The organism is Micromonospora globbae (assembly GCF_003610785.1).
Lineage (GTDB): Bacteria > Actinomycetota > Actinomycetes > Mycobacteriales > Micromonosporaceae > Micromonospora > Micromonospora globbae.
Genome location: NZ_RAQQ01000002.1, coordinates 172,173 through 184,489, shown reverse-complemented (window position 1 = coordinate 184,489; position 12,317 = coordinate 172,173). Strand labels below are relative to the sequence as shown.

At 75.4% G+C, this 12,317-nt stretch carries 10 protein-coding genes and 1 pseudogene; 5 read left to right on the top strand and 6 right to left on the bottom strand.

Annotated elements, in window-relative coordinates:
* Window positions 1-46: 46 nt before the first annotated feature.
* Both D7I43_RS03220 and D7I43_RS03215 read right to left on the bottom strand, forming a co-directional pair.
* On the bottom strand, window positions 47-1,087 hold the full coding sequence (locus tag D7I43_RS03220) for a cobalamin B12-binding domain-containing protein (protein WP_120326849.1): 1,041 nt from the start codon (window positions 1,085-1,087) through the stop codon (window positions 47-49).
* Window positions 1,084-2,646, bottom strand: a complete 1,563-nt coding sequence (locus D7I43_RS03215; RefSeq protein ID WP_338041987.1) for a SpoIIE family protein phosphatase — start codon at window positions 2,644-2,646, stop codon at window positions 1,084-1,086. Before D7I43_RS03215 ends, D7I43_RS03220 begins: the two co-directional genes overlap by 4 nt.
* A gap of 355 nt (window positions 2,647-3,001) precedes the next feature.
* Between D7I43_RS03215 and D7I43_RS03210 the strand changes: the two genes are divergently transcribed.
* Window positions 3,002-3,394 (top strand): STAS domain-containing protein, encoded by a 393-nt coding sequence (locus D7I43_RS03210; RefSeq protein WP_120326847.1) that lies wholly within the window; start codon window positions 3,002-3,004, stop codon window positions 3,392-3,394.
* Between the two features lie 203 nt (window positions 3,395-3,597).
* Here the strand turns inward: D7I43_RS03210 and D7I43_RS03205 are convergent, their stop codons facing one another.
* Window positions 3,598-3,915, bottom strand: coding sequence for a hypothetical protein (locus tag D7I43_RS03205; protein ID WP_120326846.1), 318 nt, complete (start codon window positions 3,913-3,915; stop codon window positions 3,598-3,600).
* A 201-nt stretch (window positions 3,916-4,116) separates the two neighbouring features.
* Between D7I43_RS03205 and D7I43_RS03200 the strand changes: the two genes are divergently transcribed.
* The 3 genes from D7I43_RS03200 to D7I43_RS03190 all read left to right on the top strand — a co-directional run bounded on the left by D7I43_RS03200 (window position 4,117) and on the right by D7I43_RS03190 (window position 7,101).
* Window positions 4,117-5,097 carry a DUF2267 domain-containing protein gene (locus tag D7I43_RS03200; protein ID WP_120326845.1) on the top strand — a complete coding sequence of 327 codons (981 nt, stop codon included), beginning with the start codon at window positions 4,117-4,119 and terminating at the stop codon, window positions 5,095-5,097.
* Window positions 5,098-5,203: 106 nt separating this feature from the next.
* On the top strand, window positions 5,204-5,992 hold the full coding sequence (locus D7I43_RS03195; protein ID WP_120326844.1) for a spermidine synthase: 789 nt from the start codon (window positions 5,204-5,206) through the stop codon (window positions 5,990-5,992).
* Window positions 5,993-6,042: 50 nt separating this feature from the next.
* The gene (locus D7I43_RS03190; RefSeq protein WP_120326843.1) at window positions 6,043-7,101 is read left to right on the top strand and encodes an AI-2E family transporter; all 1,059 of its coding nucleotides are present in this window, start codon (window positions 6,043-6,045) and stop codon (window positions 7,099-7,101) included.
* A 135-nt stretch (window positions 7,102-7,236) separates the two neighbouring features.
* Here D7I43_RS03190 and D7I43_RS33425 read toward each other — a convergent pair whose 3' ends face one another.
* From D7I43_RS33425 to D7I43_RS33420, 3 genes and pseudogenes are all read right to left on the bottom strand, one after another.
* A complete protein-coding gene (locus D7I43_RS33425) occupies window positions 7,237-8,538 on the bottom strand; it encodes an NAD(P)/FAD-dependent oxidoreductase (protein ID WP_240032790.1) in 1,302 nt (433 codons plus the stop codon).
* A gap of 41 nt (window positions 8,539-8,579) precedes the next feature.
* Entirely contained in the window at window positions 8,580-9,062 is a 483-nt protein-coding gene (locus D7I43_RS34305) for a glucosidase family protein (protein WP_420870182.1), read from the bottom strand.
* A 1,063-nt stretch (window positions 9,063-10,125) separates the two neighbouring features.
* Window positions 10,126-10,599 (bottom strand): annotated as a pseudogene (locus D7I43_RS33420) (glycogen debranching N-terminal domain-containing protein); the annotation flags it as partial.
* 250 nt (window positions 10,600-10,849) lie between these two features.
* Here D7I43_RS33420 and D7I43_RS03180 point away from each other — a divergent pair.
* Window positions 10,850-12,295, top strand: coding sequence for a M28 family metallopeptidase (locus D7I43_RS03180; RefSeq protein WP_120326841.1), 1,446 nt, complete (start codon window positions 10,850-10,852; stop codon window positions 12,293-12,295).
* The last annotated feature ends 22 nt before the right edge of the window (window positions 12,296-12,317 follow it).

The window sequence follows — 12,317 nt, the reverse complement described above, 5'->3', positions numbered from 1 at the left end:
TGCAGTGGCGCAAGTATACGCAGCGGGCCCGGCAGCGCCGCCCACCTCAACGCCCGACCGGCTCGGCGGCGGACGCGAGCAGCGCCCGGCCGCGGTCGAGGAAGCCGGCCGCGCGGGGAAACTCGCGCAGCACCCCGCCGTAGTGCTCCAGCGTCGCTGCCAGCGCGGCGGCGGGCACCCCGCGGCTGGTCAGGACGGTCACCAGCCACCGCACGAACTCCGTGAAGAGGGAGCCGTCGTCCACATAGAGCGCCGCCGCCAGGAAGTCCAGGATGTGGCCGAGGTCGCTCACCGTCGCGTCGAGCCGCGCCCGGTCGTACGCCCGAGTCGCCGGCACCCGCTCCCGCAGGTCAGCCAGGGCACCGTCGACGAGTTCGGCCCGGCGCGCGACGAGCGCCGCGTACTCGTCGTCGGCCAGGTGGTCCAGACGCGCCGGCGGCACGCGCGACAGCGCCCGCGCGTCGGCGACCAGGTCGGCCGCGGCCGGCGCGTCGGGCGCCCACAGCATGCCCAGCCGGTCTGCCCACCGGCCGTCGGCCCCGAAGCCACGCCCGCCCACCAGCACCGGGACGTCGGCGCGGCGGCACGCCTCCACCATGCGGTGGGCCTGCGGCAGCCGCACCGGCACCGCGCAGGCCAGCGCGACGGCGTGCGCGTCGTGCCGGTGCAGGTACGACACGAGGTGCGCGGCCGGGACGCTGGCCCCGAGGAACGTCACCCGCCAGCCGCGCAGCCGGAGCACCTCGGCCACGAGCCGGGGTGGCAGGGCGTGCCACTCCCCGTCCATGCAGGCCACCACGATCCGGCCGCGGGTCGGCACGGCCCGCGTACGGCCGGCGAGCGCCGCCACCACCCGCTCGCTGACGTGGGTGGCCGCGTGCTCCTGCGCCACGCTCCACTCGTTGCGCGCCCACCGCTCCCCCACGTCCTCCTGGGCGGGCGCGACGAGGTCCAGGAGCACCCGTTCGGCCGGCACGCCGGCGTCGAGCAGGTCGAGGGCGACGCCGATGGCGCCGCTCTCGTCCGCCTCGGCGAGGTGGTCCAGGTAGTCGGCGTACGCGGCGGCCGGCGTGCGGGCGGCGGTCACCGGGATCTCCCCGGCTGCCCGGCCGGGGCTGGCACCGCGTGCAGGTGCCGGCCGGGCCTCACGGCGCGGACGGCCAGCACGGCCACGTCGTCGTGGTCGCCGCGGGTCAGCCAGTCCCCGGCCACCTGCGCGATCCGCTCGGCGAGGGCGGGCGCCGGCATCCGGTGGCAGCCGGTCAGGGTGTCCACGAGCCGTTGCGCCCCGAACTGCTGGTCGCCCCGGGGACCGCCGCGCGCCTCGGTGACACCGTCGCTGTAGAGCACGCACGTCTCGCCGGGCGCCAGCCGTACCGTCGCCTCCCCGATGCGCGGGTCGCCGACCACGCCGATGAGCATCCCCCGCAGCGGCACCGTCTCCACCTCCCCGCCGCCGCGCAGCACCAGCGGCGGCAGGTGCCCCCCGCCGGCCATGGTGAGCGTGAGGCCCCCGTCGCGGCACGGCCGCGCCACCCCGAGCACCAGCGTCGCGAAGCGGCCCTGGCCGTGCGCCTGGACGGTCTCCAGCAGGGTGTCGTTCAACAGGGCGAGCAGCGGGCCCGGCCGCGACTCCACCCGGTGCAGCGCGTGCAGGCACTGCCGTAGCTGGCCGGTGAACACGGCGGCCTCCACGCCCTTGCCCGACACGTCGCCGAGGAAGAAGAGCGCGCCCCCGTCGGCGAGCGGGTGCGCGCCGTAGAAGTCGCCGCCGATGCGGAGCCCGGCCTGCGCCGGCCGGTACGCCGTACCCCACTGGATGCCCGGGACGCCGGGCGGCTCCACCGGCAGCAGGCTGCTCTGGAGGGTCTCGGCGACCTCGGCCTGGTCGCGGTAGAGCGCGGCGGCGGTCAGCGCGGCACCCGCCCGGGCGGCGAACGCGTCCAGCAGCTCGGTCCCGTCCTCGTCGGGCGACCCGCCGGGCGGTGGGGTGACGAGCAGGACGCCGGCCGGGGTGTCGACGCCGGGCAGCGGCACGAGCCGCGCGTGGGTGCCACCGGGGGCGGCACCGGGCAGCCAGCCGGCGCCCGTCGCCTGCTCCGCCAGCCAGTCCACCGCGTGCGCTCGCACGCCGCCGAGCGCGTCGGCGACGGCCTGCGGCAGGTCACCGGCGGCCAGCACGCCGCCGTCCACCGCCGGGGCCTCGTCGCCGGGCCGCACGGCGCGCCACCAGCGCACCCGGCCCGCCCGGGGTGCGAGCACCAGCACCGCCGCGTCGGCCAGGACGGGCACGGCCAGCCGGACCACCGCCGCGGCGGCCCGGTCGGGGTGGAGCAGGCTGCCGAGCGTCGTGCCGACACCGGCCAGGAACGACGCGCGGGCGCGCTCGGCGAGCAGGGCGTCGGCGCGGTCGACGTGGTCCGTGACGTCCTCGACGTACCAGCAGCAGCGTCCGTCGGACAGCGCGACCCGGCGGGCGGTCAGCCGGCGCGACCGGTGCCCGAAACCGGCCGGGTCCGTGGTGATTGCCGGCACGCCGGCCGCGAGGGGCGTACCGGGGACGAGTTCGGGCAGCAGGCGTGCGGCCACCGGGTTGACGTGCCGCACGACGCCGCCGGCGTCGCACACGACGAGGCCCTCGCGCACATGCGGGACCACCTCGGACCAGTCGGGGGCCACGGGCGGACGGCCACCGCCGGGTTGGGAGGGAACGCCCGTGGCGGAGGGAGCGCCGGACGCTCGGGCGCCGCCCCGGCGCGTGCTCCGCCCGTCGCCCGGATCCCCGTTCCTGACGTCGGCAACAGCCACCGGGTGAGCCCCACTCCTCGTCGTCCCGCAGGTCACGGGACCGGGCTCCAGGGTCGGATCCCTGCACCCACCCTACGCCCGACCGCGTCGCCACCCCACGCGCTGGTGAACCCGCCGGTCGGCGCCGGGCGGGCCGCGCCTCCGGTTGTTACGATCCCCCCGACCCGGGCCGACCGGCGGGCTGTGGAAAGGCGTGACCGTGCTGTCCCACGGGCGGACATCCGAGACGACCCCGCTCCGCCTGTCCGTCGACCGCTCGGACCCGGCGGCGCCGCTCGTCCGGGTGGCCGGAGACCTGGCGTACGCGACGGCGGCACCGCTCCGCGAGGAGATCGACCGGCTGCTCGCCACGGCCCCGCCGGTCGTGGCCCTGGACTTCGCCGACCTGCTCTTCATCGACAGCACGGGCCTCGCCGTGATCGTGCACGCGTGGCGCGAGGGCGAGGACCGGGGCACCGCGCTCGAACTGCGGCAGGTCCCCCGCTTCCTCCGCGCGATCCTCGACATGACCGGGGTGACCGGCCTGCTCGCCCGCCCGTCGCCGCCGGTCCGCCCGGAGACCGCCCGGCCCACGCCGAGCGCCTGACCGTACGGGGCCGCCGCCAGGACGGGTCCCGTACCGGCGATCCGCCCGGCCGGTGACCGTCGGCGGGCCCGCGCCCGGACGTCGCCGACCGTGTCGCCGGGCCTGCGGATGAGCCCCGGCGCGGGCCGCCCCGATGTGGGGCGGCCCGGCGCGCGGGGTGGCCCCCGACCCTGGGACCGGGGGTCAGGGGCCCGGAGGATGGTCTAGGTGGCCGTCACCGGCTGGAGCCGTGGCCCGTCGCCGCGCTGCTCGCCCGCCGAGGGCGGTGGCTCCGCGTCCTCGGGCGGGCCGGTGTCCGGCGTCTGGAACAGGTACCGGACGAACTCCCCACCGGCCTCGTTGTCGTCCGCACCGGGCCACTGGCCGATGCAGTCGACGCCGATGACCTCCCGGCCCGTGCCGTCGGCCTCCTCCAGCAGGGCCCACAGGCTCACCGGGTAACAGCGGGTGGTTCCGGGTGAGATCCGCCAGCGGGCGTACCAGCCCGGCCGTGCCGGGACGATCTCGACGATCCGCTTCATGACGACCTTCCCTTCCGCGTACCTCGGAAGAACTCCGGTCCTGATCCGATCCTGTGGCCGGGACGGGTGAGCGTCCCTCACCCCCGGCGGATGAAGCCGCCGCCGAGGCGGCCCGCGCCGGGCCCCCGGCGTCCGTTTCGTGGTCGGCGACGCCGGGAAGGCGACCGGCGGAACCACGATCCCCAGCGGAAGGGGTGCCAGATGCGCAAGCAGATGGAGGGCGACAACCAACGTCGCCGGGCGCTCGCCCGGCAGGCTCGGGAGCGGGGCCGGCAGCCGAGCGAGACGGGCGCCAGCCTGAGCGCTTCCAAGCAGCTCACCCACCTCGACCGGGCCAAGCGCGCCGGACCGCCGCCGGCGGGCAGCCGGCACAAACCGGACGCCACGCGCGGCGGGCCGGCCCCGCCGCCGGCCGGCGCGCCGGAGAACCCCCGGCCGCGGGCGGCGCCGGACGTGAACGCGGGCGGCACGACGACCGTGGGCTACCACGACCTCGTCGACGGCGTCCGCCGCCGCGCCGGCGTCGACTTCCGCACGGCCAAGGTCGGAGCCGAGGCCACGGTGCTGGTGCTGGCCTTCGCCCTGGACGAGGCCGAACGGCAGCGCCTGCTCGCCGCCGTGCCGAGGTCCCTGCACGACGTGCTCCCGGTGGGCGGCATCCCGCGCCGCCGCGACCTGCCCGGCTTCCTCGCCGAGGTGGGGCGGATCAGCGGCAACAGCCCGGAGCAGGCCCGGTACCAGGCCCAGGCGACGCTGGCCGCGCTCGCCGACGCCGACGGCGACCTCGTCGAGTCACTGCACGTGCCGGACAGCCTGCGGGAGCTCCTGGAACCGCCGCCGGCCGGCGGCGGCGTGGTCGGGGCCGACACCTCGACGCCGCCGCTCAGCGAGGCGGACCGCGCCGCGGCGCTGGCCGACCTGCCGTACTGGTCCGGTGACGGCGGCGCGCTGCACCGGGTGGTGGCGCTGCCCGCGGACAACCTCGACCGCGTGCTGGACCGCCTCGAACGGCTGCGGCAGGAGACCGGACGGGCGCCGACGATCTCCCGGCCCGGTCCGACGGCGGCCGTGCTGACCGTCCGGTCCCGGCAGGCCGGCGCGGTGACCGCCGCCGACGTGGATCTCGCCCGGAGCATCGACGCCGCCATCGACGAGGCGGGCGCCGGGATCAACGCCGGCTGACGGCGGGACCGGCGGGCCGACGCGGCCCGCCGGTCACCCCCCGGGCCCGCCGTGGGGCCGGAGCCCCCGGCGGGCGGCCGGCGCGGGATCGGCTAGCGTGCCGGGCATGGACCACGCGGCCGACCGGCTGGAGCTGGTCGCCGACCCGGTACGGCGCACCGGTCGTCTCCTGCTCGCCGCCGGGGTCGAGCAGTCGTACGTCGACGTCGCCGACCCCCGCTACCTGCACTTCGAGTACGTCCGCCGGATGGCCGCCGTGGCCGACGCCGCCGCACCCCGGGGCGCGGCCCTGTCCGTGCTGCACCTGGGCGGCGGCGCGCTCACCCTCCCCCGGTACCTGGCCGCCACCCGGCCCGGGTCGCGCCAACTGGTGATCGAGCGCGAGCCCGCGGTGGTGGAGCTGGTCACCCGGAAACTGCCCCCGCTGCCGCCCGACGTGCGCATCCAGGTCGGCGACGCCCGCGACGCGGTCGCCGACGCGCCGGCGGCCACGTACGACCTCGTGCTCGCCGACATCTACCGCGCGGCGCGGATGCCGCGGCACGTGCGGACGGTGGAGTTCGCCGCCGAGGTGGCCGCGACCCTGCGACCCGACGGCATCTACCTGGTCAACCTCACCGACCTGCCGCCCCTGGTGGCGACCCGGGTGCAGGTCGCCACGCTGCGCGAGGTGTTCGCCGACGTCTGCCTGCTCGCCGACCGGCGGATGCTGCGCGGCCGGCGGTACGGCAACCTCGTGCTCGCCGCCGCCCCGACGCCCGGCCGGCTGCCGGTGGCGCGGCTGGTCACCGCGGCGGTCCGGGACCCACTGCCCGGTGTCGTGCTGCACGGCACGGCCCTGGACACGTTCGTGGCCGGCGCCCTGCCCACCACGGACGCGGACACCCGCGACTGAACCTCGCCCCCAGCGGGTTTCCGGGCGTCCCGCCCGGGTAGCCGCGCCGGATGAACGACGCCGACGACGACCGGAGGACCGCCCGCCGGGCGTTGATCGTCATCGGGCTGCTGCTGGCCACCGTGCTCGCGCTGGGGCTGGTCTACGCCACCCGCCGGGTGCTGATCTGGGGCCTGGTCGCGGCGTTCTTCGCGGTGGCGCTCAAACCCCTGGTCGACCGGCTGCAACGGCGGCTGGTCCACCGGCGCGCCCTGGCCACGCTGCTGGTCTTCGTGGTCGCCTTCGTCGTGCTCGCCGCGCTCGCCGCGCTGATCGTCGTCCCGCTCGTCGACGACGTCACCCGGTTCGCCCAGCGCGCCCCCGAGATGCTGCGGGAGGCCCGGGCGGGCCAGGGCCCGGTGGGACGGCTGCTGGACCGCGTCGGCGCCCGGAACTTCCTGGCCGGCCATTCCGACGAGATCGCCCGGTACGCCGAGCGGCTGCGCCAGCCCGCGGTCGGCGTCCTGCGGAGCGTGGCGGAGGGCGTCATCGGCCTCATCACCGTCATCGTGCTGTCGTACCTCATGGTGCTGGAGGCCCCCCGGATCACCGGGTCGGTGATGGCGGCGGCCGGAGAGGCGCGGGCCGCCCGGTGGCAGCGGATCGGTCGGGAGGTCTCCCGCACGGTCAACGGCTACCTCACCGGCAACCTGCTCATCAGCCTGATCTGCGGGCTGCTGACGTTCCTGGTGCTGCTGCTGACCGGCGTGCCGTTCGCCGCGGTGATCGCCCTGCTGGTGGCCATCGCCGACCTGATCCCGCTCGTGGGCGCCACGCTCGGCACCATCATCGCGGCCCTGGCGGCGTTCGTGCACTCCCCCACCGCCGGCATCGTCGTGCTGGTCTTCTTCGTGATCTACCAGCAGGTGGAGAACCACCTGCTGTGGCCGGTCATCCTGTCCCGCGCGGTCCGGTTGAACCCGCTGACCGTGCTGGTCAGCCTGCTGCTCGCCGCGGAACTCGCCGGCCTGGTGGGCGCCCTGCTGGCGATCCCCGCCGCCGGCATCGTGCAGGTCCTGCTCCGCGAGTACGCCCCGTTCCGTCGCCCACCGCCACCGCCGGCCGGCTGACGGCGGCCGGACCGGGGCCCGGGGGCGGACGTCCCGACGGCCGCCGGCTGCTGACCGGCGCCGGGGGCGGCGGACGCCTGGCGGCCGGCGGACGCGACGGGAGTGGCCGCCGGAACGGCCACTCCCCTCAGAACGTCAGCGGACGCGGACGGGCATCTCCGGCGCGGCGCTCTCCAGCGGCACGGCGTTCGCCGGCACCAGCCCGAGCTGCACCGCCGGCCGGGGCAGCGTCGCGTCGAGCAGCCAGTCGGCGCTGATCCGGGTCCGGTTGGCCGGCATGGCCAGCAGGTGGTAGCCCCGGGTGACCGCCTTCGCCGGCAGCCCCGCCATGTTGAGCTTCAACGGGTTGGCCGCCGCGTCCTTGCCGCCGAGGTCGACCACCCAACCGAGGTCGTGGTGCCGGTACGGCCGGCGGCGGCCGTGGCCGTACGACGCCGCGATGTTGTGGGCCGCGAGCTTCCCCTGGCGCTGCGCGTGCTGTGCGGTCATCGCGCAGATCTGACCGGGCCGCGTCAGGTCGGGCACGGCCGCCGCGTCGCCACAGGCGAACACCTCCGGGAACCCGGGGACGTTCAGGTACTCGTCGACGACGAGCCGTCCCCGCTCGGTCCGCAGGCCCAGTTCCTCGACGAACGGGTCGGGGCGCACACCGACGCACCAGACCAGCGAACAGGTCGGCACGTACTCGCCGTCGGTGAGCTTCACCCCGTCGGCGGTCGCCTCGGCCACGGAGGTGCCCATCCGCACGTCGACGCCGCGCCGCTGGAGGACCCGCTGCGCGGTCTCCGACATCCGCTTGTCGAGTTCGGGCAGCACGCGCGGCGCGATGTCGAGCAGCATCCAGCGCGGGCGGACGGTCAGCCGCGGCCGTTGGGCGTGCAGCGCGTCGGTGAACAGCTGACCGTGGGCGGCCACCTCGGTGCCGGTGTAGCCGGCGCCCACCACCACGAACGTGGCGCGCGCCTGCTGCTCGGCCGGGTCCTCGGCCTGCTCGGCAAGCTCGATCTGCCGCACCACGTGGTCGTGCAGGTAGAGCGCCTCGGGCAGGCCGCGGAACCCGTGGGCGTACTCGGTCACGCCGGGGATCGGCAGAAGCTTGTTGACGCTGCCGACGGCGAGCACCAGCCGGTCGTACGCGAGGCGGTTGCGGTCCCCCTCCGGCTGGGTGAAGCCCACCCACCGGTTCTGCAGGTCCACCTCGTCGGCCTCGCCGATGACCACCCGTACGCCTCGCAGCGTGCCGGCGAGCGGCACCGCGATCCGGGTGGGCTCCACCACCCCGGCCGCCACCTCGGGCAGCAGCGGCAGGTAGAGGAAGTAGTCGGTCGAGTTGAGCACCACGATCTCGGCCCGGTCGCCAGCCAGCCGGCTCAACGTCTTCGCCGCGTGGTAACCGGCGAACCCGGCCCCCACGATCACCACACGAGGCTTCGTCATTCCGCCCCGGTTCCCGGGCAGCGGCCGGACAAACGTGCGCCTCAGCCGGAGGCGAGCCGGACGTGCCCGCTGGTGCCGACCGCCTCGATCTCCCACAGCTTGCCGAAGGCCCGGATCCGGTCGGCGGTGATCCGGCCCAGCTCGGCCGGAATGTCCGGGTCGACGACCAGCTTTCCGTCGACGGGCTCGATCCCCACCATCGACCGGACCAGCGCCAGCGGGGTGCCGGTGGCCCAGGCCTGCGGGCTGCACGCCGTCGGGTACGGCACCGGGAAGATGATCCGCTCCCGCTGGAACCCGGTCAGCGCCTCCGGCAGCCGATAGTCGAAGTGCTCGGCGGCCTCCAGCAGCGCCAGGCTGATCCGGTTCGCCTCGGTGCGGTAGCCGTAGCGGGTCAGACCGAGCACCGCGATGGAGTTGTCGTGCGGCCAGACCGTGCCCAGGTGGTAGCCGATGGCGTTGTACCGCCGCTCGGCGCGGGACAGGGTGCGGATGCCCCACCCGGAGAACATGTCCTCCGCCATGAGCTGCCGTACCACGGTGTCGGCCCGCTCCCGCGGCACGATCCCGCTCCACAGCAGGTGCCCCATGTTCGAGGTGATGGAGTCGAATGGGGGTCTTGTCGCCGTCCAGGCCGACGGCGTAGTAGCCGCCCCGCTCCTCGATCCAGAAGTCCCGGTTGAACCGCTGGTAGAGGGCGGCCGCGTCGGCGCGCAACCGCCGGGCGAGCCCCGGGTCGGCGAGCGGCCCGTCGGCCAGTTCGGCCAGACGAAGCTTCGCGTCGTACGTGTAGCCCTGGAGGTCGCTGGTGGCGATCGGGAGCACGGGGATCCGCCCGTCGGCGAAGCAGACGCCGTCCGGGGAGTCGCGCCAGCACTGGTTGCCCAGCCCTTCCGGGGACCGGGTGGCGTACTCCACGTAGCCGTCCCCGTCCCGGTCGCCGTAGTTGTCGATCCAGTGCAACGCCGCGATCGCGTTGTCCCGCAGGAACTGGACCGTCTCCTCGTCGTGGGTCCAGCGCCAGTACTCGGAGAGCAGGATCAGCCAGAGCTGGGTGGCGTCGGCGGTGCCGTAGTACGGCGTGTAGGGCTTCACCCCGGTCCGGGTCAACTCGCCGCTGCGCACCTCGTGCAGGATCTTGCCGGGCTCCTCGTCGGTGAAGTCGTCGCAGCGCCGACCCTGGAGGCGGGCCAGCGCGAGCAGGGCGCCGTGAGCCAGCATCGGCCCGCCCACGAGCGTCTGGTACGCGGTGATCAGCGTGTCCCGGCCGAAGACGGTGAGGAACCAGGGCAGCCCGGCGCCGGGCAGCAGGATGCGCTGCCCCTTCACCTCCAGGTCCAGCCGCAGGGCCGCGAGGTCGTCCCGTGACTGCCGGACGGTGCGCTCCAGCCCCTGATGGTCACTGCGCAGGACGGCCCGCTCCTCCGCCCAGCGGCGCAGCGGATCCTCGACCCGCCGGTGGAAGACGTCGGCGATGTCCCCCCGGATCGGTTCCACCACGCCCATCCCGGGTGGAAGGGGCACGTGCAGGTCCACCTCCCACTCCTGGCGTGAGGACAGCTCGATCTCCCAGACCAGCTGGTCGCCCTCGACCCGGTCGGCGGGCACGGAGGAGCAGACCCGGGTCTCGGCGGAGAACCCGTCGGCGGCGTAGGAGAAGCAGAGCCCCGCGCCGTCCGGACAGTGGTCGCGGGTGATCTGCGCCGAGCGGTCCCGGACCCCCGACTTCACCTCGAACAGGTCGGCGAAATCGGCGTTCACGGCGAGCCGCAGCTCGAAGCGGACCTGCTCCGGCCGGAACGACACCAGGCTCACCCGCTCGTGAAAGCCGTCGGCCACGTAGCGTTGCCGGCGGATGCCCAGGCTGTCCGCGGGCAGGCCGCACGCCTCGGGGACGGTGAGCACGTACTCCGCCGCGTAGTGCTCGAGCGTCCCCGCGCGCAGCGCCAGCAACCGCGAGCCGTTGATCGAGAGCACCCACTCGCTGACCAGCCGGGTGTCCAGGTGCACGAGGCCGCCGATGCTTCCGGGTGGCACGTCCCCGCACCGGTCGGCGTACATGAAGGTGGGGCCGCTCAGGACCGCCATCGAGTCGGGTCCGAGCTCCGGCGGCAGGGCCCGCTGGTCACCGGCCTCCCGGGCGGCGACCAGTCCCGGCGTGGGATCCGCGGGCGTCGGGCGTACGGAGGTCATGCCCTCACCGTAGGAAGGCGCCGGTCCGGGCGTCATCACCCGACCCGGGTGAAAGGTCGTGGAACATCCACGCCGAACGATGTAGACAGACACGGTCGTCGATGGCGAGGATGCCGTCATGGGAACTGACGACAGCGGCCGGCCGCCCACGAGGCCCACGCGCCGCACCTTCCTGACCGCCGCCACCGCCGCCACGGCCGCCACCGTTGCCGTACCGGCGCTGGCCGACCCGGCCGCCGCGTCCGGCGGCGGTGCCCCGCCGGGCCCCGGTCACCCGGTGCGGCCGCAACCGCCGGACCGTGAGCTGCGCGACCTGCTCCGCGCCGTCGACCAGGATCGGATCGAGGCGATCGTCCGGAGGCTGGCCGCCTTCGGAACCCGGCACACCCTCTCCGCCCAGGACGACCCCGAGCGCGGCATCGGCGCCGCGCGGGACTGGATCTACGACCGGATGCGGGAGTACGCCGCGGCCTCCGGCGGGCGGATGACCGTGGAGCTCCAGTCGTACGTCCAGCAACCCGCCTCCCGCATCCCGGTGCCGACCCGGATCACCAACGTCGTGGCGACCCTGCGCGGGGAGACGTCGCCGAACCGGACGTACGTGGTGACCGGCCACTACGACTCGCGCGCCTCGGACGTGATGGACGCGGTGAGCGACGCGCCGGGCGCCGACGACGACGCCTCCGGGGTGGCCCTCGTGATGGAGCTGGCCCGGCTGATGGCCACCCGCCGTACGGCGGCGACCATCGTCTTCGCCGCCGTGGCCGGCGAGGAGCAGGGCCTCTACGGCTCCGCCCACCTCGCCCAGCAGCTCAAGGCGGCCGGCGCCGACGTGCAGGGGATGTTCAGCGACGACATCGTGGGCAGCAGCACGGCCGACGACGGCACCCGCGACCCGCGCACGGTGCGGCTCTTCGCCGAGGGCGTGCCGACCGCCGAGACGCCCGCCGAGGCGAACACCCGCCGGTCCGTCGGCGGCGAGAACGACTCGCCGTCGCGTCAGCTCGCCCGGTTCGTGAAGGACGTCGCCGAGAACGGCGCGACCGGCATGCGGGTCCGGGTGATCTACCGGCGGGACCGCTACCTGCGCGGCAGCGACCACATCTCGTTCCTGGAGCAGGGCTGGCCGGCGGGCCGGTTCACCGAGCCGAACGAGGACTTCGCCCACCAGCACCAGGACGTGCGGGTCGTCGACGGGCGGCAGTACGGCGACCTGCCGGAGTTCTGCGACTTCGGGTACATCACGCGGGTGGCCCGGGTGAACGGCGCGGCGCTGTGGTCGCTCGCGCAGGCGCCCGGCACGCCGAAGGGGGTCGTCATCGTCACCAGCGACCTCACCAACAACACCACGCTGCGCTGGCGGCGCGGCGACGAACCCGACCTGGCCGGGTACGAGGTGGTCTGGCGGGAGACCACCGCCGCGGAGTGGCAGAAGGTGATTCCCGTGGGCGACGTGACCCAGGTGACCATCGACCTGTCCAAGGACAACGTCTTCTTCGGCGTCCGGGCGGCGGGCCGCGGCGGCCTGCGCAGCCCCGTGGCGTTCCCCCGGCCGGGAAGCTGACGTCCCCTCACCCGTGGTGGGT